Here is a 19,702-nt window from a genome sequence, read left to right as displayed (position 1 = left end):
TATTCGTAATTTAAAGTAAATAAACGTAGCAAAATTGCCACGACTTGTGCTGTAATAAGACCTCTTCAGAAAAATCGTGATACGCCCCCGTACAGGCGCATTGTCCGTCCAGGCGCAGGCCGGTTTTCGACCGCACCGCACGGTGAACCAGGGAGTCAAAGATGAAGTTACTTCAGCCGCTAGGCATGGCCATGCTGGCGCTGTCGGCGTGCGCCGGCAGTGCGGCGGCCAGCGCCCCGCCCACGACACACGCCCAGGTCGTGAGCGACGACAGTCTCGGTTTCACCAGCACTGCCGACAATCCCGGCTGGGACACACCAGACTTGCCGTATGCGCGTCTGCTGGCGCAGGGCACCATGCTCAACGCGGCCCCGCGCTGGAGCAGCACCGGTGCGCGCCACGGCGCACTGCCTCCGTCCGCAGCCGCCACGGCCCCGCCCGTGCAGCAAACGAACGTGCCGCCGCCCGTGCCCGAAGCGAGCATGGTCTCGATGTTGCTGGTGGGACTGGGCTTGCTGGCCTTTAGCATGCACGGTGAAAAACAGGAAAAATTCGATAGCTGACCCTATTCCGGCAGCCGATGCCGCTGCCTTAAAAAAAATTCCGCCTTGCGCGGAATTTTTTTTGCCTGCCTTGCCTGGGTTGATGCTCACTTGATGCTCACTTGTCCAGCAAGCGGCAAACCCGTTCGATATTGCCCACAGGAATGCCCGACTTCAGGGCGCGCGCGATGCAGGCTGCCTTGTCCGTGCCCGAGGCGGAAATGAGCACGAAGGCCGTGCCCAGGACGCTGACGGCGACCAGCAATATCAGCACGCCCTTGACGATCTCCCAGTTCATGGCGTGTCAGCAATCTCATACGTGAAAGCATAGTAATGCTTGCCCTCTTCGATGCGGATGGCCAGGCTGCCCGACAGGCCTTGCAATTGCTCCGTCCCCGTATCGGGCACCACCGTCACCGACAAGGCGGGCGCGCCGCGCGTCATCGTGCCGCTGTGCTGCAAATAAAAGCTGCCGTGACGCCCGTCCAGCGTGCCTTCCACCCGCTCCAGCGCCACATAGCCTGCCGAGCCCGCCACGCTGGCGCGCGCGCTGAGCATCTCGCCCCGCGCACTGGCGTCGAGGGCGCCGTGGTAGCGCTTGTCGAGCGACAGGCGTCCCAACCCCGATTGCGCGGCCGTGTCCGACAAGGTTTCCGGGGTGATGGTGACGTCGAAGGTACCGTGAATGGTAGGCATCAGTACTCCTTGGAAAATGAAGAGGTGGCGGCCGCCTCCGGCCCGTTCAGCAGCACATGTAATTTTTGCATGGTGGCCCAGTTGCGCGAGGTGACGCCATCGCCGAGCAGCACGCCCAGCGCCGCCACCACCTTACTGGCCAACACGCCGTCGGGACACCAGGCATACGCGGCCCAGCGCCCCAGGACCAGCGCTTCCGGCTGCCACGGCCGCTGCGCCAGGGGCGCCAGGCGCTGCATGTCGGCCGGATTGTTCAGCACCAAGGTCAGCAGACGCGCCGCATCGGCCGCCGGCGCCAGGGTGTTTTGTTCGATCAGTTCGGCAAACTGCCTGGCCGACAGCACCGTCACCCGGGCCGCCACGCCCAGTTTCAGCACCAGCGCTTCCTCGATGCGGGCAGCGGCGTCGGCCGGCGCGACCTTGCCTCCGTCATACACGACGTTGCCGCTGTTGAGCACGGTACGCACCTGTGCAAAACCCAGGTCGCCCAGCAGCTTGCGCAGGTCGGCCATGGCCACGCGCTTGGCGCGGCCGACATTGATCCCGCGCAAAAGCGCCACTTGCTGACTATTTTCCATCTGTGCCATGTGTTGTCTCCTTGCCTATGCCTGGCCGGCCGGAACGCTGGCGGCGCCTTCCGGCAATGGCGTCACCTTGGGCAGGCGCAGCAGGAACGTCGCGCCCTGCCCCAAGGTGCTGCTGACCGTGATGGTGCCGCCAAACTGCTTGGCAATCAAGTTGAATACGATATTCAAGCCCAGGCCCGTGCCGCCCTGTCCGCGCCGCGTGGTGACAAACGGGTCGAACACGCGGTCGAGCATGTCGGGCGCGATGCCGCGGCCATTGTCGCGCACCTGCATGGCGATCCAGTCGTTGTCGCCGTGCACGCCGATATGGATGTGGCCGTCCGTGTCCGCATCGAAGGCGTGCTCGACGCAGTTCAGGACCAGGTTGGTCAGCACCTGCGCCAGCGCGCCAGGATAGCTGTCGAGCATGATGCCGGGCGGGCAATCGATATCGATGCGGATGCGCGTCTTTTTCAAGGTCGGCTGCAGGCTCGAGATGACTTCGCCGATATAGTCGCGCAATTCGAACAAACGGCGCGCTTCGCTGACCTGGTCGACGGCGATCTGCTTGAAGCTGTGGATCAGGTGCGCGGCGCGGTAGGCATTGTTCATGATCAGGCGCGCGCTTTCGCCGGCCGTTTCCAGGTAGCGCACGATATCGGTCTTCTTCACGCTGCCGCCCGCCACCGCCGCGCTGATGTCATCGGTGGCTTCCTTCAGCACCGAGGCGCTGGTCAGCGCGATGCCGACCGGGGTGTTGATTTCATGCGCCACGCCCGCCACCAGGCTGCCCAGCGAGGCCAGGCGTTCCGACTGCAGCAACGATTCCTGCGCCCGGCGCAACTCGTCCATGGCCTGCGCCGTCTCCTGCTGCGAGCGGCGCGCCATGTCTTCCGCCTCGCGGCTGCCCTCGATGATGGACTTGAGCTTGCGCTGCACGGCATTGAAGCCGCGGATCACGTCGCCCAGCTCGTCGCGCCGGTTTTCCGGCAGCTCTTCGACGTCATCGCTGCCGCGCGTGGCCAGATCGAACAAGCCGTCGCGCAACTGTTTCAAGGGGCCAAAGACGATGCGCAGGCTCAGCGCCAGGGCGCCCACCAAAATGATGTCAAGTAGCAACACTTCCAGCACCTTGCGCCGCACTTCGCCGCGCAGGGCCGCATCGATCTGGGCACGGCTGAAATTGACGATGACCTTGCCGACGATCACCGGCTTGCCGCCCGTGGCCGCGGCCACGGCGTCGCGGAACACCAGCGGCGCCTCGACGGGCGTGCCGCCCATGGCCACGTCGGAGGTCAAAGGCACCAGGGTGCCGGCCGCGTCGCGCACTTCGCCCGCGAACAGGCCGACGGAGGCGTCGTAGACGCGGATGCCGACCAGTTCCGGCGGCAGCATTTCGGCCGCGACGATGCTGTCGACCTTGGATTTGTCGAGGTCCCACAGGGCGGACGGCAAGCTGGTCTGCAAGCGGGTCAGCACGCCGCTGCGCAGACGCGCGCTGCCCGATTCGAGTTCCTTGCTCAAGGTATATTGGGTATAGCTACCCGAAATGCCCAGCACCAGGGTGACGATCACGACAAAAAGCAGGGTCAGCCGGACTTGGATACTCACCATCAATCAACACTCCCCGGGCCAGGCCGCCAGCCCGCGGCGCGGGCGCAGTGACGTCAACGGACAACAGCCTGAATCAAATGTACGGTATGACATGCTTATTGGCAAGATTTACAGCAATGCCGTTTTCCACCAGGCCTTGATACAGGTTGAGACATTGCGTCATGGCAATGGTAATATCCCGCAATCATCTAAGGAGTCGTCATGGCGGTCATGCATCAACATCTACCCCTGGAACAAGTTCGTCCTGGCATGGTCTTGTCGGATGTCTTGCTCGATGCGCATGGACAAGTGCTGTTGCCGCAAGGCGCGGTATTGACGGAAAACATGCTGGCCCTGATGCCGCGCCACAACATCGACATGCTGCCGATCCAGGCGCCGCCCCCCTCGCCCGAAGAAATCGCCGCGCAACAGGCGGCCGACAGCGAACGGCTGGCCTACCTGTTCCGCAAGCATGACCCCGAGGATCCCCTGGATGCGGCCACCACCTTGCTGCGCAGCTATGTCACGGCTTACCGCCTGGGCACGGGAGAGGCAGCATGAGCACCCAGCTGACGCTCGACGATATCGTCGCCCACCTCGACGACCTGCCTTCGCTGCCCGCCGTCGTCATGGAACTATTGAACAGCATCGACCAGGAAGACGTCGATATTTCCGTGCTGGCCAAAAAAGTGTCGTACGACCAGGCGCTGACGGCGAAAACCCTGCGCCTGGCCAACTCCTCGCAATATGGCTTGCAGGTGAAAGCCACCACCATCCAGCAGGCGATCACTTACCTGGGCTTCCAGACCACGCGCAGCCTGATCACGTCGGCGGCCATCACGGGTTGCTTCCCGGAAGGACGCTGCCCCGGTTTCGACGACAAGGCCTTCTGGCGCCATTCGGTGGCGACGGCCGCCTGCGCCAAGGTGCTGGCGCGGCAAATCCGCTTCAACCAGGATTACGCGTTCACGGCCGGCTTGCTGCACAACATCGGCCGCCTGGTGCTGGTCAGCAGTTTCCCCGCGCACTATGCGCAAGTCATCGCGCACCAGGCGGCGCACGATTGCAGCCTGCTCGAAGCGGAGCAAGCCGTACTGGGCGTGGATCACGTGCAAGCCGGCGTGGCGCTGGCCGAACACTGGAATTTTTCCGACACGATGCGCCTGGCGCTGGGCAACTATCTGCAGCCGGACACGCCGGGAGCAGGCTTCCTCGCGTCGCTGATCCACGTGGCCAATGCCGTCGTCTGCGCGCTCGACCTGGCGCAGGCGGGCGACGACATGGTGCCGCGCGTCTCGCCGGTGGCCTGGGATGCGCTGGGCCTGGGCGAAGACACGTATCTGCAGCTGTTCCGCGAGACGGAACTGCGCTATGACGAAATCACCTCGGCACTGCTGAGCTAAACATGGCCGCAAACGCAAACGGCTCTCGCTGCAAAGCGAAAGCCGTCAAGGGTACTGCGGTGTGTCCATGCTGCCCGGTCCACGCCGGCCTGTTGCCGCCAGCAGCTACGCAAGCGGCACAGTCAGCGCGCCACCGCCGCATCAGTGCGCGTAATTCGATTCTTGCGCATCGCCGCGGTCTTCCGCCTTTGGACGGCCCTGGGCGTCGGACAGACGATACTTGGTGCGGCGGTCGCCCATCAAGTCGCGCAGGTCACGGATGCTCATGCCCGTCACTTCGTGCATGCGGATCAGCAGCGAGGCGCCGACCGGCAAGCGGTGATGGCGGATCTTGCTGATGACGGGTGGCGCCACTTCGAGCAGACGCGACAGGGCTGCATCGTTTTTCAGCTGCATCTTGCTCAGCAGAATATCCAGCAGGTGGTTCGGGTTGTAACTCTCTTGCGATGCTAATGCATGATGTGCCATGATTTTTCCTCGTCTGGTGAATGTAGAAAATAATGCCGATACGAACTTAAGGCTGGCTTAGAGTGTTCAAATAAACGTCTGTCATCGGATTCAGCCCTCCCCCGCCTTTCCTCCGTATCGCACTGCCTGCACAGGACTCGCACAGCCACGCCCAGCCAACGTACGCAATTTGCCGCGTGAGTAAAAGCACGTGCAATTCACTGAAATGAATTGCATATAAGGCAATATACTAGCCCAAACACGCGGCATCTGCGCCTCGCGCAAACTTCCTGATTGTTAAATATCAATCAAGCTGCTGGTTGGCTTGGCAACGATGCTATTTCAACACATTAGGATGCCAGCGGGCGCACACAAGGCTTTGCAGCAACTTGTTACAAATCAATGGTGTCACACGGCAATAAATGCTTTTGAGCATCACGACTCAGGGCCGCATATACAGGCGACAACCTTGTCGGCAAGGTAAGCACAACATGGCCCGCCCCGGCGATTTACGCTAAACTATGGCCTGAACTTGCAGCGAGCCTGCCGCCGGGCAGCCAGAGGCGCCCGGCCGGTCATCCACCGCCTCCCGCCCCGAGCGGCGCACAGCGCAAGCCCCCTGCCCAGCTTATTTGCAGCCACACTGATTTGCTCCATTATTTGTCCCACTTATTTGCCGCCACATTTACCGATAAGCACCCGACGCCATGCAGAAAAAAGTATTCATTAAAACCTTCGGCTGCCAGATGAACGAGTACGACTCGGACAAGATGGCCGACGTGCTGGGCGCCTCCGATGGCCTGGTGCGCACCGACACGCCGGAAGATGCCGATGTGATCCTGCTCAATACCTGCTCCGTGCGCGAAAAGGCGCAGGAAAAAGTGTTTTCCGACCTGGGCCGCCTGCGCGAGCTGAAACTGGCCAAGCCGCACCTGCTGATCGGCGTGGGCGGCTGCGTGGCGTCGCAGGAAGGCGACGCCATCGTCAAGCGCGCGCCGTATGTCGACATGGTCTTCGGCCCGCAAACCCTGCACCGCCTGCCGCAGATGATCGAACTGCGCCGCGCCAGCGGCGACGCGCAAGTGGACATCAGCTTCCCGGAAATCGAAAAGTTCGACCACATGCCGCCGGCCAAGGTGGAAGGCGCCTCGGCGTTCGTTTCCATCATGGAAGGCTGCAGCAAATATTGCAGCTACTGCGTCGTGCCCTACACGCGCGGCGAGGAAGTGTCGCGCCGCTTCGAGGACGTGCTGACGGAAGTGGCGGGCCTGGCCGCCCAGGGCGTCAAGGAAATCACCCTGCTGGGGCAAAACGTCAACGCCTACCGTGGCGCGATGGAAGGCGGCGAGATCGCCGACTTCGCCCTGCTGCTCGAATACGTGGCCGACATCCCCGGCATCGCGCGCATGCGCTTCGTCACCAGCCACCCGAAAGAATTCACGCAGCGCCTGATCGACGCCTATGCGAAGATCCCGCAGCTGGTCGACCACCTGTATTTGCCCGCGCAGCACGGTTCCGACAAGGTGCTGGGCGCCATGAAGCGCGGCTACACGGGCCTCGAATACAAATCCATCATCCGCCGCATCCGCGCCGTGCGCCCGAACATGGCCATTTCGTCCGACTTCATCGTCGGCTTCCCCGGCGAGACCCAGGCCGACTTCGACGCGATGATGAAGCTGATCGCCGACGTGGGCTTCGACAACAGCTACAGCTTCATCTTCAGCAAGCGCCCCGGCACGCCGGCCGCCAGCCTGGAAGACGACACGCCGCATGACGTCAAGCTGGCTCGCTTGCAACAGTTGCAGGCGGCCATCGACGCCAACACGCGCAAATACAGCCTGGCCATGGTCGGCACCGTGCAAACCATCCTCGTCGAAGGCCGTTCGAAGAAGGACACCAATGACAGCGAACTGCAAGGCCGCACGGAAAACAACCGCGTGGTCAACTTCGACGCCGGCCCCGACGGTTTGCAACTGATCGGCCAGCTGGTCGACGTGCGCATCACCGAAAGCCATTCCTACACCCTGCGCGGCGAACTCGTCGCCAGCGCACCCGCATTGAAAAGAGCCAGTTGAAAACCAAAGCCCCGATACAGCCGCATTACTTCATCCCCGAGCCGCTCGACAACACGCGCCTGGCGCACCTGTGCGGCCCCCTCGATGAAAACCTGCGCCAGATTTCCGCCGCCCTCGACGTGACGATCTTCCGCCGCGGCGAGAAATTCATCGTCGGCGGCAGCAATGCCGAACGCGCCGTGGAAATCCTCGAACAGTTCTACGCCATCGCCAACAAGGTCGTGCCGCTGGAAGAAGTGCAGCTGGCCCTGGTGGAACAGCGCGCGGGCCTGTCCGCCGCCTCGGAACACCACGCCAACGCACCCGTCAGCACCTTCGTCGAGCCGGACATCGCCAGCCCCGTGCTGAAAACGCGGCGCGCCGACCTGCGCGGGCGCACGCCGCACCAGATCGCCTACCTGCGCGACATCCTCGAACACGACATCAGCTTCGGCGTGGGCCCGGCGGGTACGGGTAAAACCTACCTGGCCGTCGCCTGCGCCGTCGACGCGCTCGAACGCGACGCCGTCAAGCGCATCATCTTGACGCGCCCCGCCGTCGAAGCGGGCGAACGCCTGGGCTTCCTGCCGGGCGACCTGGCGCAAAAGGTCGACCCATATCTGCGTCCCCTCTACGATGCGCTGTATGATTTGCTGGGCTTTGACCGCACGCAAAAACTGTTTGAAAAACAGGTGATCGAGATCGCCCCGCTGGCCTACATGCGCGGACGTACCCTTAACCACGCCTTCGTCATCCTTGACGAGGCGCAAAACACCACCGTCGAACAGATGAAGATGTTTTTGACGCGCATCGGCTTCGGCAGCAAGGCCGTGGTGACGGGCGACGTCACGCAAGTCGACCTGCACAAGAGCCAGACGAGCGGCCTGATCGACGCCGTGCACGTATTGAAAGACGTGCGCGGCATCGGCTTCACGCAATTTAACAGCACCGACGTGGTGCGCCATCCGCTCGTCGCGCGCATCGTCGACGCCTATGAAACGGCGCAGGCGGCCAACGCCGACGCCGCCCAGTTACTTCCCTTGTTGAAACCAGCTGCCGCCAAAAATGTCCGAAAAAAATAAACTGTCCCTGTCCGTGCAATACCCGGACGCCCGCCTGGAAACCCTGATCACGCGCCCGAAAGTGCGCCGCTGGGTCAAGGCGGCCCTGTTCGCCCCCGCCGAATTCACCATCCGCTTCGTCGACGCGGAAGAAGGCCGTACCTTGAACCGCGATTACCGCGAAAAGGACTACGCCACCAACGTGCTGACGTTCGCCTACAACGAAGGCGAAGAATTAAGCGACGACGAGCCGACGCGCGCCGACATCATCCTGTGCACCGACGTGCTGGAAAAGGAAGCGGCGGAACAGAAGAAAAGCGTGGAAGAGCACACAGCCCATCTGATCGTGCACGGCGTGCTGCATGCGCAGGGCTACGACCACATGGATGACGAAGAAGCGGCCGAAATGGAGGGCCTGGAAACGGACATCCTGGCCAAGCTCGGCATCACCGACCCGTACAAGGAGTAAGACCATGGGAACCTGGGCCACTGACGCCTTCGGCAACGACTACGCCATGGATTGGGCGCAGGACTTGCACGAATATAAAACCCTGGAACTGGTCGAGACGACGCTCGACAACGTCATCGACAGCCAGGAAGCGGAGCTGGAAGCGCCGTTCGCCGCCGAAGCGCTGGCCGCGCTGGAAGTGATCGCGCGCCTCTTGGGCAAGCCGGGCGAGGACGATCCGGCCACGGCGGAAGTGGACGAGTGGGTGGCCGCCTGCAAGAGGAAGGTGACGCCGCCGCTGCTGGACAAGGCGCGCCTGGCCTTCGAGCGCATCACGGCCGAGTCGTCGGAACTGCGCCAACTGTGGCAGGACAGCGAGCATTTCGCCGACTGGCAGGCGGACGTGGCGGCCTTGCGCGCACGCGTGCTGGGCCCGGACGCCGCGTAAAACATCGGGCAACGGCGCACTTCAACGTATTAAATTTGCATCAAAAGCGGGGAAATCCGGTATTCCCCCACTTTTGGTGTATCCTATATCCCTTCGCAACAACGGCTCACGCCTCCTATGCCCGAGCACCCTAGTGGCGTCAGAACTGACGTCAAGCCCCACCGGTCACTGTTTGAACGCCTGACCGCACTCATTTCCCCCGAGCCAGAGAACCGTGCAGAATTGCTCGATGTTCTACACGATGCGCATGAACGCAAGCTGATCGACGCCGACGCCCTGTCGATGATCGAAGGCGTGTTTCAGGTATCGGATCTCTGTGCGCGCGACATCATGATTCCCCGCTCGCAAATGGATGTCATCGACATCAGCAAGCCGATCGAGGAATGGATGCCGGAAGTCCTGTCCACCGCCCACTCGCGCTTCCCCGCGATAGAAGGCGAGCGCGACAAGGTCATCGGCATCCTGCTGGCGAAAGACTTGCTGCGTTATTACGCAGAAGAAACTTTCGACGTCCGCGACATGCTGCGCCCCGCCATCTTCATCCCCGAATCGAAACGCCTGAATGTGCTGCTGCGCGATTTCCGCGCCAACCACAATCACATGGCCATCGTCGTCGATGAATACAGCGGCGTCGCCGGCCTGATCACCATCGAAGACGTGCTGGAACAGATCGTCGGCGATATCGAGGACGAATACGACTTCGACGAAGCCGAGGACAATATCCTCTCGCTGAAGGAAGGCCAGTTCGGCCCCCGCTGGCGCGTCAAGGCGCTGACCGAGATCGAACAATTCAACGAAGAAGTGGGCAGCCACCTGGTGGACGACGACGTCGACACCATCGGCGGCCTCGTGTCGAAGTACCTGGGCCGCATGGCGCACAAGGGCGATATTTTCGACCTGGGCAACCTGCGCTTCGAGGTGCTGCGCGCCGATGCGCGCCAGGTGCACGTGCTGCTCGTCGAGCGCCTGCCCAACGTGCCGGAACTGGAACTCTGACATGCGCGTCCTGTAAATGCGTTTCAGACGCGCCGACCCCAACGCCCCCGCCAAACCGCCCCGCAGCACCTGGGCGCGCATGCTGACTGCCGCCATCGCCGGCGCCGTCGCCGTGCTGGCGTTCGCCCCTTTCGGCTACTGGCCGCTGCAAATCCTCAGCCTGGGCGTGCTGTTCTACCAGGTGCTGCGTTCGTCCAGCGTCAAGGGCGGCGCGCTGATCGGCTGGGCCTACGGCTTCGGCTGGTGCGCGGCCGGCACGCACTGGCTGTACATTTCCATGCACCGCTATGGCGACATGGCCGCGCCGATCGCCGCCGTCGCCGTGGCCCTGCTGGCCCTCCTGATGGCCATTTACGTGGCCCTGGCCATGGGCGCGGCCGCCTGGCTGCGCCAGCGCTGGGTGCTGTCCCTGCCCGCCATGACCCTGCTGGTGCTGCCCGCGACCTGGACCCTGTTCGAATGGACGCGAGGCTGGCTGTTTACGGGTTTCCCATGGCTGGCCACCGGTTACGCCCACAATGCCAGCCCGCTGGCCGGCTTCGCCCCCATCGTTGGGTCATATGGCCTGGGCTGGCTGGCGGCGCTGTCGGCCGGCGCCCTGCTCTTGCTCACGCACCGTACGCGCTGGTTCGCGCTGGGCGGCCTGATCACGCTGTACGCGGCCGGCATCGGCTTGCAGTACGTGGCGTGGACGCACCCGGTCGGACGTCCGATCACGGTGCGCCTGCTGCAGGGCAATGTGCCGCAGCAGCAGAAATTCGACCCCGGCTTCGTGCTGGGCGCCCTGCAAATGTACCAGGGCGCCATCACCAGCGCGCCGGCCGACCTGATCGCCACGCCGGAAACGGCCGTCACCGTGCTGCCGCACCAGCTACCGCCCGGCTATCTGGATAGCCTGGCGACGTATGCGCGGCAGACGGGCAGCTCGATTTTGGTCGGCATGCCCGTGCTCGACGAGCAGCAGCGCTTTTACAATGCAGCCGTGGGGATCACGCCCAACGGCACGCCGGGACCGTATTACCAGTACCGCAAGCACCACCTGGTGCCGTTCGGCGAATTCGTGCCGCCCGGCCTGCACTGGTTTGTCGCCATGATGGCCATCCCGCTGGGCGACATGGGCCGCGGCGCCGAGGTGCAAGCGCCTTTGGCCGTGCGCGACCAGCTGGTGCTGCCGAATATCTGCTACGAAGACCTGTTTGGCGAGGAAATCGCCGGCCAGCTGGCCAGCGCCCACCGCAGCGGCAAGCAGTCGGCATCGATGCTGCTGAATATCTCGAACCTGGCCTGGTTTGGCGACTCGATCGCCATCCCGCAGCATCTGCAGATCTCGCAGATGCGCAGCCTGGAAACGGGCCGCCCGATGCTGCGCTCGACGAATACGGGCGCCACCGCCGTCATCGACGGCAAGGGCGTGGTGCAAAGCCTGCTGCCGCCGGAACAGCAAGCCACCCTGGCGGCCAAGGTGCAAGGCATGGGCGGCATGACGCCATACATTCTTTACGGCAACAAACTGGTACTGGCCCTGGCCGCGCTGGCCCTGCTGACGGCCTTCCTGCTGTCGCGCGCCGCCCGCCGTGGCCGCGCCGCACAGCAATAAGCGGCCGATATTGCCCGAAGAGTCACAGTGGGCCCGTAAAAACCGCTAAAATTAGCAAAACCCCGGCCCGGACGCGCTGCCAAGCATGCGCCCGGGCTTCAAGCAAACCTTAACAAAGCGCAGCCTCCCGCGCGGCGAACTCATACGATGCTCACATTTCAACAAATTATCCTGACCTTGCAAACCTATTGGGACAAGCAAGGTTGCGCCCTGCTCCAGCCTTACGACATGGAAGTCGGTGCCGGCACCTTCCACACCGGCACCTTCCTGCGCGCGATCGGCCCGGAGCCTTGGCGCGCCGCGTATGTGCAGCCGTCGCGCCGCCCGAAAGATGGCCGCTATGGCGAAAATCCGAACCGCATGCAGCACTATTACCAGTATCAGGTGGTGCTCAAGCCGGCGCCGGAAAACATCCTCGACCTGTATCTGGGTTCTTTGGCCGCCCTGGGCCTGGATTTGAAGCAGAATGACGTGCGCTTCGTCGAAGACGACTGGGAAAGCCCGACCCTGGGCGCCTGGGGCCTGGGCTGGGAAGTCTGGCTGAACGGCATGGAAGTGACCCAATTTACCTACTTCCAGCAAGTAGGCGGCCTCGATTGCAAGCCCGTGCTGGGCGAAATCACTTACGGCATCGAACGCCTGGCCATGTACCTGCAAGGCGTGGAAAACGTGTATGACCTGGTGTGGACCGAGTGGGAAGAGAACGGGGTCACGAAGAAGCTGACCTACGGCGACGTCTTCCACCAGAACGAGGTGGAGCAATCGACCTACAACTTCGAGCATGCGAATACGGACCTGCTGTTCGAACAGTTCGGCAACTACGAAGCGGAAGCGAAGCGCCTGATCGAGCTGCAACTGACCCTGCCCGCCTACGAAAAGATCATGAAGGCTTCGCACAGCTTCAATATGTTAGATGCGCGTGGCGCCATCTCGGTAACGGAACGCGCCGCCTACATCGGCCGCGTGCGCACCCTGTCGCGCCTGGTGGCGCAAGCGTATTACGACTCGCGCGAGCGCCTCGGTTTCCCGATGCTGCCCGCCGCAGACCAACCCGCCGCCGCTTGATTGCCTAGCTCATACACCGCCGTACCAGACAAGAACACCATGAACCAAACACTGCTCATCGAACTGCTGACCGAAGAACTGCCGCCGAAAGCGCTGGCCAAACTGGGCGCCGCCTTTACGGCCAGCATTGTCAACGGACTGAAAGCGCGCGACTTCCTGGAAGCCGACAGCGTCGCCACCAGCTACGCCTCGCCGCGCCGCCTGGCCGTTTCCATCACCAACGTGCGCGAAGTCTCGCCCGATAAATCGATCCGGGAAAAAGTCTTGCCCGTCTCCGTGGCGCTGGACGCGAACGGCAACGGCACCCCGCCGCTGGCCAAGAAACTGGCCGCGCTGGGCTTCCCCGACCTGACGGTGGCCGAGCTGGAACGCGCCGCCGACGGCAAGGCTGAAAGCTTCTTCTATACCTACACGGCACCCGGCAGCCAGCTCGCCACAGGTGCGCAGGCTGCATTAACCGAATCTTGCGCCAAGCTACCGATTCCAAAACTGATGAGCTATCAGCGCCCGGACGGTAGCACCGTACAATTCGTGCGCCCGGCCCACAGCCTGATCGCCCTGCACGGCATCAATATCCTGCCGTTGACCCTGCTGGGCTTGACGGCCGGCCGCACCACCCTGGGCCACCGTTTCCTCACCGACGGCGAGCCGATCACCATCGCACACGCCGAAAACTATGCGCCGTCGCTGATCCTCAACGCCAGCGTCATCGCCAGCAACGAAGAACGCAAGGAACGCATCCGCGCCCAGTTGCTGGACAAGGCCGGTGCCGACCAGGTGCTGATGCCCGAAGCGCTGCTCGATGAAGTCACGGCCCTGGTCGAATGGCCGGTCGTGTATGAGTGCCACTTCGAGGAAGAATTCCTGGCCGTGCCGCAGGAATGCCTGATCCTCACCATGCAGACGAACCAGAAATACTTCGCTTTGACGGACAGCGAAGGCAAGCTGCGCTCGCGCTTCCTGATCGTGTCGAACATCGAAACGGACACGCCCGAACACATCATCGGCGGCAACGAGCGCGTCGTGCGCCCGCGCCTGTCCGACGCCAAGTTCTTCTTCGAGCAAGACAAGAAGAAAACCCTGGCATCGCGCCTGCCGCTGCTGGCCAATGTCGTCTACCACAACAAGCTGGGCACGCAAGCGGCCCGCACAGAACGCGTCAAGTCGCTGGCCGGCGCCATCGCCGCAAAATTGGGTGGCGACGTAGCCTTGGCCGAACGCGGCGCCCTGCTGGCCAAGGCCGATTTGCTGACAGACATGGTGGGCGAATTCCCCGAGCTGCAAGGCATCATGGGCACGTACTACGCGCGCCATGACGGCGAAGCCGAGGAAGTGGCGCTGGCCGCGTCCGAACACTACCAGCCGCGCTTTGCCGGCGACGCCCTGCCATCGACCGCCACCGGCACCGCCGTGGCCCTGGCCGACAAGCTCGAAACCCTGGTCGGCATCTGGGCCATCGGCCTGGCGCCGACGGGCGACAAGGACCCGTTCGCGCTGCGCCGCCATGCCCTGGGCGTGCTGCGCATGCTGCTGGAAAAACGCTTGCCTTTGTCGATCCAGGGCTTGCTGGCCGATGCCGCCGCGCAGTTCGCAGCCGTTCCCGGCTTCAAGGACCCGGTGGCGGACGTCACCACCTTCATGCTGGACCGCCTGCGCGGCATCCTGCGCGAGCGCGGTTTCTCGCCGAATGAAATCGAAGCCGTCGTGGCGCAGAATCCTGACCACCTGGACGACATCGTGCAGCGCCTGGAAGCCGTGCAGGCGTTTGCCGCCCTGCCGGAAAGCGCCTCGCTGGCCGCCGCCAACAAGCGCATCACGAACATCCTGAAAAAGAACGAAGAAGCCGTGAGCCAGGTCGCCGCCGGCGGCGTCAACGTGGCGCTGCTGCAGGACGAGGCGGAGAAAAAACTGGCCGCCGCCGTCTCGCGCGTGCAGCCGGAAGTCGACGCGGCCTTCGCCAAGGGCGACTTCACCAGCACCCTGCAAACGCTGGCGCAGCTGCGCGACGATGTCGATGGCTTCTTCAACGACGTGATGGTGATGGCCGAGGATGTCGCCCTGCGCAACAACCGCCTGGCCTTGCTGTCGTCGCTGCACGGCATGATGAACCGCGTCGCAGACATTTCGAAGCTGGCGGCATAATGGGCACGCCGGCGCTGAAGCTGATTATTCTCGACCGCGACGGTGTCATTAACCATGACTCGCCGGACTTCATCAAGTCGCCCGCCGAATGGCTGCCGATCCCCGGTTCGCTCGAAGCGATCGCCCGCCTGAACCAGGCAGGCTATCGCGTCGTCATCGCCTCGAACCAGTCGGGCATCGCGCGCGAATATTTCGACATGACGGTCTTGAACGCGATCCACCAGAAGATGCACACATTGGCGCAGCAAGTGGGCGCCGATATCGATGCCATCTTCTTTTGCCCGCATGCGGGCGCGGACAATTGCGATTGCCGCAAGCCGAAACCGGGCATGTTCCATGAAATATCGCAGCGCTACAACACCAGCCTGAAAGGCGTGCCCACGGTCGGCGATTCGCTGCGCGACCTGCAGGCAGGCTTCATCAGCGGCTGCGTGCCCTACCTGGTCTTGACGGGCAAAGGCGAAAAGACCAATGAAACGGGCGGCCTGCCGCCTGGCACCCAGGTCTTCCCCGACCTGGCCGCCGTCGTCAGCCACCTGCTCAAGGCGCCGGCGGCAGCGGTGCCCACCGTGGCATTCAGTATCTAATCTTCGGAGAACCGCATTGCGTAATATTTCCCTGTTCCTGCGATCCCTGCTGTTCATGATCATCATGATCGTGGCCACCATCGTCTGGGCCTGCGTGTGCTTTTTTGCCGCGCCATTGAGCTATAACAAGCGCTATTGGGTCACCTCGCGCTGGAACGTGTTTATCCTGTGGTGTGCCAAGGTCATTTGCGGCATCCGCTATGAAGTCAAGGGCGCCGAGAACTTCCCCGATGCGCCGGCCATCGTGCTCTCGAAGCACCAGTCGGCCTGGGAAACCATCTTTTTGCTTCCCAGCCTGCCACGTCCGCTCGTATATGTGTTCAAGAAGGAGATTTTGTACATCCCCTTCTTCGGCTGGGCCATGGCGCTGCTGCGCATGATCCCCATCGACCGCAAACAGGGCAAGCATGCGTTCAAGAGCGTCGTCGCGCATGGCAAGCGCCGCCTGGCAGATGGCCAATGGATTATCATGTTCCCTGAAGGTACCCGCATTCCCGTGGGCCAGGCGGGCAAGTACAAGAGCGGCGGCACGCGTTTGGCTATCGCCACGGGCGCCGTGGTGGTGCCGATTGCGCATAATTCAGGCGAATGCTGGCCCAAGCAGTCATTCCTCAAACGCCCGGGACTGATCACCGTCTCGATAGGCAAACCGATTTCGCCGGAAGGGCAAACCCCGGACAGCATGATGCAACAGGTGGAAAATTGGATAGAATCAGAAATGCGCGTCATTTCGCCTCACGCCTACAACGCTGGCTAGACGGCATCAGCGCGGTCATCCAGGAGCCGACACTGCGCCAGCAGATGAAGACCATCAGGGTCGGCGACCAGCAACTGGATTTGTTCGCGCATGACGCCTCGACCAGCACGCCCCCGGCGGTGCGCCCCACGGCACCGCCAGCGCCGCCCGTGGCGCCACCGCTAGTGGCACCCGCGCCCCCCATCGCTCGTCCTGCCCCGCCTCCCCTGCCTTCCCCGCCACGCACCGCCGATGGCCCGCCACTGCGCCAGCTGCAACTGGACAGCCACCTCGTCGAATTTGCCCTGCGCCGTTCCACGCGCCGTTCCATCGGCTTCATGATCGACGATAACGGCTTGCGCGTCACGGCGCCCAAGCGCGTCACCCTGGCCGAAATCGACAACGCCATCCGCGCCAAGCAAGGCTGGATCGTCTCGAAACTGCTGGAACGGGGCGAGCGCAAGGTGCAGCGCCAGCAGCGCCCGCCCGTGGCCTGGGTCGATGGCGCCGTGCTGCCCTACCTCGGCGGCGACATTACCTTGCGGTTGCACCAGGCGCCGCGCCACCGCGCCAGCTTCCAGCGCGAGACGAATGAGCTGCACGTATGGGTTACGCCCACGGGCAGCGAACAGCAGTTGAAGGAAAAAGTGAAGGGCTGGTTCCAGCACGAAGCGCGCCAGCTGTTCGAGGCGCGCCTGGACGTGTATGCGGACAAGCTGGGCGTGCGCTACGATTCATTGTCGCTGTCGTCGGCCGGCACGCGCTGGGGCAGCTGCACCATCGAGCGCAAGATCCGCCTGAACTGGCGCCTGATCCATTTCGCCCTGCCGCTGATCGACTACGTGGTGGCGCACGAACTGTCGCACCTGCTGGAAATGAACCACAGCCCCCGCTTCTGGGCCACCGTGGAATCGATCTATCCCGATTACGATGGCGCCAAGCAGGCGCTCAGAAAACGCTCGCAGGAATTGCCAGTCCTGTTCAATTAAGCTGGCAGCAAAGGCTGGATCGCAGCGATCGTGCGCGGCGTGGCGCCCCGGTGCTGGCTGGCAAACGCCAGCGCTTTTTCTCCCATCGCCGCCAGGCGCGCGGGATCCTGCAGCAGGGCCGCCGCCTGCGCCATCAGCGCGTCGGCGTCCGCCACCAGCGCGGCGCCGCCGGCGGCAATCGCCTGTTCGGTCACCAGCGCAAAATTGAAGGTGTGGGGGCCGATCAGCACGGGCTTGCCCAGGGCCGCCGGCTCGATCAGGTTTTGCCCGCCCAACGGCAGCAGGCTGCCGCCCACGAAAGCGCAATCACAGGCCGCATAATACGCAAACATCTCGCCCATCGAGTCGCCCAGCAGCACCTGCGTGCCCGCAGCCACGATGCCATCCTGGCCCAGGCCGGACCTGCGCTGCACGGCCAAGCCCTGCGCCGCGATGAGTTTTTCCACCTCGTCAAAGCGCTGCGGATGACGCGGCACGATCAACAGCAGTGCATTGGCAGGCAGGCTGGCGCGGGTATAAGCATCGAGGATCAGCTGCTCTTCCCCTTCGCGCGTGCTGGCGCACAGCAGCACGGGACGTGTGCCGATGGCGCCGCGCAGCCAGGCGCCTGTCGCCAGCGCCGTTTCGGGCACGACGACGTCGAACTTGATGCTGCCCGTGACCACCGCGTCCTGCACACCCAGCTGACGTACGCGATCGGCGTCGTCCTGCGTCTGCGCCGCGACCAGGGTGATGCCGCGCGCCGCATCGGCGATGAGTTTCCCCAGGCGCTGCGCCTTGCCCAGCGATCGCTGCGACAGGCGCGCATTGGCCAGCACCACGGGTACTTTGTAGCGATTGCATTGGTGGATCAGGTTTGGCCACACTTCCGTCTCCATCAGGATGCAGATGCGCGGCGCGAAATGGCGGATGAAACGGGCCGGCATGGCGCCCGTGTCATACGGCAGGTAGCTTTGCACGAGGCGCGCCCCGTGTCTGGCGAACAGGGATTTTCCCGTGGCGCGCCCCGTCGGCGTCATGTGCGTGAGAACGATGCGGCACGCGGGCCATGCGGCCAGCAGCGCATCGATCAACGGCTCGGCCGCGCGCGTCTCGCCGACGGAGACGGCGTGCAGCCAGATGGTGTCGGGGGCAGGTGTGGCCTGGCGCCCGTAAAAGCCCAGACGCTCGCCCCAATGCTGGCGGTAGCCGGGTTCCTGGCGTCCGCGCAGCCACAGCCGCGCCAGCACCAGGGGCAAGGCCAGCCACCAGGCAAGGGTATAAAGAAGTCGCATGTTTGTTTGATGTTGAAGTCAGGCGGTTGAAGTCAGGCGGGAGGGTGGTCGGCCAGCAGGTGCTGCGCCGCGGCCAGCACTTCCGGCACGCCGGGCGGCGCGCCTTTGTCGCCCAGGTTGATGATTTTCGGCGACCAGTTGCCTTCCGTTTTCCACAGCGGCGAATCGGCATAGATTTCCACCGTCGGACGCACGAAGGCGGCGGCGATATGTGTCAGGCCCGTGTCGACGCCGATCACCAGCGCCGCATGGCGTGCCAGCAGGGTGGCGTCTTCCATCGACAGCTTCGGCAGCAGGCGCGCGTTGGGCAGGCTGGCCGCCAGTTGTTCGGCTTCCGCCTTTTCCTTGGGCGAACCCCAGGGTAGCAGAATCGGCATGGGCGCGAGCGCGTGGCCCAGGGCGACCCAGTTTTCCGGCGCCCACTTCTTGGCGTCGCGCGCCGTACCGTGGAAATACACGCAGTAAGGCGCCTCGCCCATCCAGTCCGGACGCGCTTCGCTGGCCGATACTTCCGGCAAACCGAAATCGGCCGGCGTGTCGACCGTATAGCCGAGTGCCGCGCCGGCCACCAGGCGGCCGCGCGCTACCGCATGCGTGCGCGGGTCGAGCGGAATGCTCTTCGTATGAAAAATGCGCGAGATGCCTTCGTACCCGGAACCTTCGCTGCCATTGGCCAGGCCGACTTTCTGCCCGCCCGGCGCCAGGCGCGCGGCACCCATGATGATGCCCGTCTTGAGCAAGCCCTGGGTATCGAACACATAATCGTAATGCGTCTGCCGCAGGCTGCGGAAGAAGGCGGCGATTTCCGCGCGCGTCTCTTTCTTGCCCAGGCTCTTGCGCCAGCGCCGCAGCGCGAACGGGAAGATGGTGCCCACGCGCGGGTTCAGGCGCACCAGGCTGACGTAACCCTCTTCGACCACCCAGTCGATGGTCGCATCCGGATAGTGGCGGGCGATATCCGCCACCATCGGCAGGTTATGCAGTACGTCGCCCAGCGAGGACACCCGCACCAGCAGGATTTTCAAGGGCGCCTGTGCGCCAGCTTGGCCGGCCATGCT

The 19,702-nt window shown here is 63.5% G+C and carries 21 protein-coding genes; 14 read left to right on the top strand and 7 right to left on the bottom strand.

All coding sequences use genetic code 11. From position 1 onward, the window contains the following. Positions 1-161: 161 nt before the first annotated feature. Positions 162-563, top strand: coding sequence for a hypothetical protein (locus tag O0881_RS22920; RefSeq protein ID WP_289913224.1), 402 nt, complete (start codon positions 162-164; stop codon positions 561-563). Between the two features lie 97 nt (positions 564-660). Here O0881_RS22920 and O0881_RS22915 read toward each other — a convergent pair whose 3' ends face one another. From O0881_RS22915 to O0881_RS22900, 4 genes are read right to left on the bottom strand one after another with little or no spacing between them, the layout of a single operon-like run. Further along, the gene (locus O0881_RS22915) at positions 661-840 is read right to left on the bottom strand and encodes a hypothetical protein (RefSeq protein WP_099666566.1); all 180 of its coding nucleotides are present in this window, start codon (positions 838-840) and stop codon (positions 661-663) included. After that, positions 837-1,238, bottom strand: a complete 402-nt coding sequence (locus O0881_RS22910; protein ID WP_289913222.1) for a DUF3224 domain-containing protein — start codon at positions 1,236-1,238, stop codon at positions 837-839. The genes O0881_RS22915 and O0881_RS22910 overlap by 4 nt, the downstream gene beginning before the upstream one ends. After that, on the bottom strand, positions 1,238-1,825 hold the full coding sequence (locus O0881_RS22905) for a DUF1697 domain-containing protein (protein WP_289913221.1): 588 nt from the start codon (positions 1,823-1,825) through the stop codon (positions 1,238-1,240). Before O0881_RS22905 ends, O0881_RS22910 begins: the two co-directional genes overlap by 1 nt. A gap of 15 nt (positions 1,826-1,840) precedes the next feature. Then, positions 1,841-3,418: a HAMP domain-containing sensor histidine kinase gene (locus O0881_RS22900; RefSeq protein ID WP_289913249.1), complete on the bottom strand. Its 1,578-nt coding sequence runs from the start codon at positions 3,416-3,418 to the stop codon at positions 1,841-1,843. Between the two features lie 201 nt (positions 3,419-3,619). On the opposite strand from O0881_RS22900, the gene O0881_RS22895 reads away from it, so the two are divergent. Both O0881_RS22895 and O0881_RS22890 read left to right on the top strand, forming a co-directional pair. Next, positions 3,620-3,958 carry a hypothetical protein gene (locus O0881_RS22895; protein ID WP_070257435.1) on the top strand — a complete coding sequence of 113 codons (339 nt, stop codon included), beginning with the start codon at positions 3,620-3,622 and terminating at the stop codon, positions 3,956-3,958. Beyond that, positions 3,955-4,800 (top strand): HDOD domain-containing protein, encoded by an 846-nt coding sequence (locus O0881_RS22890; RefSeq protein WP_289903568.1) that lies wholly within the window; start codon positions 3,955-3,957, stop codon positions 4,798-4,800. The genes O0881_RS22895 and O0881_RS22890 overlap by 4 nt, the downstream gene beginning before the upstream one ends. Positions 4,801-4,941: 141 nt before the next feature. Here the strand turns inward: O0881_RS22890 and O0881_RS22885 are convergent, their stop codons facing one another. Then, positions 4,942-5,268, bottom strand: a complete 327-nt coding sequence (locus O0881_RS22885) for a hypothetical protein (protein ID WP_034746769.1) — start codon at positions 5,266-5,268, stop codon at positions 4,942-4,944. Positions 5,269-5,954: 686 nt separating this feature from the next. On the opposite strand from O0881_RS22885, the gene miaB reads away from it, so the two are divergent. From miaB to O0881_RS22830, 11 genes are all read left to right on the top strand, one after another. Continuing rightward, a complete protein-coding gene (gene miaB / locus O0881_RS22880; protein WP_289900320.1) occupies positions 5,955-7,322 on the top strand; it encodes a tRNA (N6-isopentenyl adenosine(37)-C2)-methylthiotransferase MiaB in 1,368 nt (455 codons plus the stop codon). Then, positions 7,319-8,383 (top strand): PhoH family protein, encoded by a 1,065-nt coding sequence (locus tag O0881_RS22875; RefSeq protein WP_099666560.1) that lies wholly within the window; start codon positions 7,319-7,321, stop codon positions 8,381-8,383. The genes miaB and O0881_RS22875 overlap by 4 nt, the downstream gene beginning before the upstream one ends. Then, on the top strand, positions 8,367-8,831 hold the full coding sequence (ybeY, locus tag O0881_RS22870) for an rRNA maturation RNase YbeY (protein ID WP_099666559.1): 465 nt from the start codon (positions 8,367-8,369) through the stop codon (positions 8,829-8,831). The genes O0881_RS22875 and ybeY overlap by 17 nt, the downstream gene beginning before the upstream one ends. A gap of 4 nt (positions 8,832-8,835) precedes the next feature. Beyond that, on the top strand, positions 8,836-9,258 hold the full coding sequence (locus O0881_RS22865; protein ID WP_289913220.1) for a DUF4259 domain-containing protein: 423 nt from the start codon (positions 8,836-8,838) through the stop codon (positions 9,256-9,258). 117 nt (positions 9,259-9,375) lie between these two features. Then, on the top strand, positions 9,376-10,254 hold the full coding sequence (locus O0881_RS22860; RefSeq protein ID WP_071075558.1) for a transporter associated domain-containing protein: 879 nt from the start codon (positions 9,376-9,378) through the stop codon (positions 10,252-10,254). Positions 10,255-10,270: 16 nt separating this feature from the next. Then, positions 10,271-11,851, top strand: coding sequence for an apolipoprotein N-acyltransferase (lnt, locus tag O0881_RS22855; RefSeq protein WP_289913219.1), 1,581 nt, complete (start codon positions 10,271-10,273; stop codon positions 11,849-11,851). 147 nt (positions 11,852-11,998) lie between these two features. After that, a complete protein-coding gene (glyQ, locus tag O0881_RS22850) occupies positions 11,999-12,916 on the top strand; it encodes a glycine--tRNA ligase subunit alpha (RefSeq protein WP_034780177.1) in 918 nt (305 codons plus the stop codon). Positions 12,917-12,955: 39 nt separating this feature from the next. Continuing rightward, positions 12,956-15,058, top strand: a complete 2,103-nt coding sequence (gene glyS, locus O0881_RS22845; RefSeq protein WP_289913218.1) for a glycine--tRNA ligase subunit beta — start codon at positions 12,956-12,958, stop codon at positions 15,056-15,058. After that, complete coding sequence (gmhB, locus tag O0881_RS22840; protein ID WP_289913217.1) at positions 15,058-15,645, top strand: D-glycero-beta-D-manno-heptose 1,7-bisphosphate 7-phosphatase; 588 nt, start codon at positions 15,058-15,060, stop codon at positions 15,643-15,645. The genes glyS and gmhB overlap by 1 nt, the downstream gene beginning before the upstream one ends. Before the next feature lie 16 nt (positions 15,646-15,661). Then, on the top strand, positions 15,662-16,402 hold the full coding sequence (locus O0881_RS22835) for a lysophospholipid acyltransferase family protein (RefSeq protein WP_034746739.1): 741 nt from the start codon (positions 15,662-15,664) through the stop codon (positions 16,400-16,402). Between the two features lie 44 nt (positions 16,403-16,446). Further along, positions 16,447-17,370 (top strand): SprT family zinc-dependent metalloprotease, encoded by a 924-nt coding sequence (locus O0881_RS22830; protein ID WP_289913216.1) that lies wholly within the window; start codon positions 16,447-16,449, stop codon positions 17,368-17,370. On the opposite strand, the gene waaA is transcribed toward O0881_RS22830, so the two are convergent. Both waaA and waaC read right to left on the bottom strand, forming a co-directional pair. After that, on the bottom strand, positions 17,367-18,644 hold the full coding sequence (waaA, locus tag O0881_RS22825; protein WP_289913215.1) for a lipid IV(A) 3-deoxy-D-manno-octulosonic acid transferase: 1,278 nt from the start codon (positions 18,642-18,644) through the stop codon (positions 17,367-17,369). The two genes, O0881_RS22830 and waaA, sit on opposite strands and share 4 nt — an antisense overlap. A 32-nt stretch (positions 18,645-18,676) precedes the next feature. Continuing rightward, entirely contained in the window at positions 18,677-19,699 is a 1,023-nt protein-coding gene (waaC, locus tag O0881_RS22820) for a lipopolysaccharide heptosyltransferase I (RefSeq protein ID WP_289913214.1), read from the bottom strand. Positions 19,700-19,702: the final 3 nt, after the last annotated feature.

Source organism: Janthinobacterium sp. SUN100, from assembly GCF_030397705.1.
Lineage (GTDB): Bacteria > Pseudomonadota > Gammaproteobacteria > Burkholderiales > Burkholderiaceae_D > Janthinobacterium > Janthinobacterium kumbetense.
This window is presented reverse-complemented; position numbering and strand designations above follow the sequence as displayed.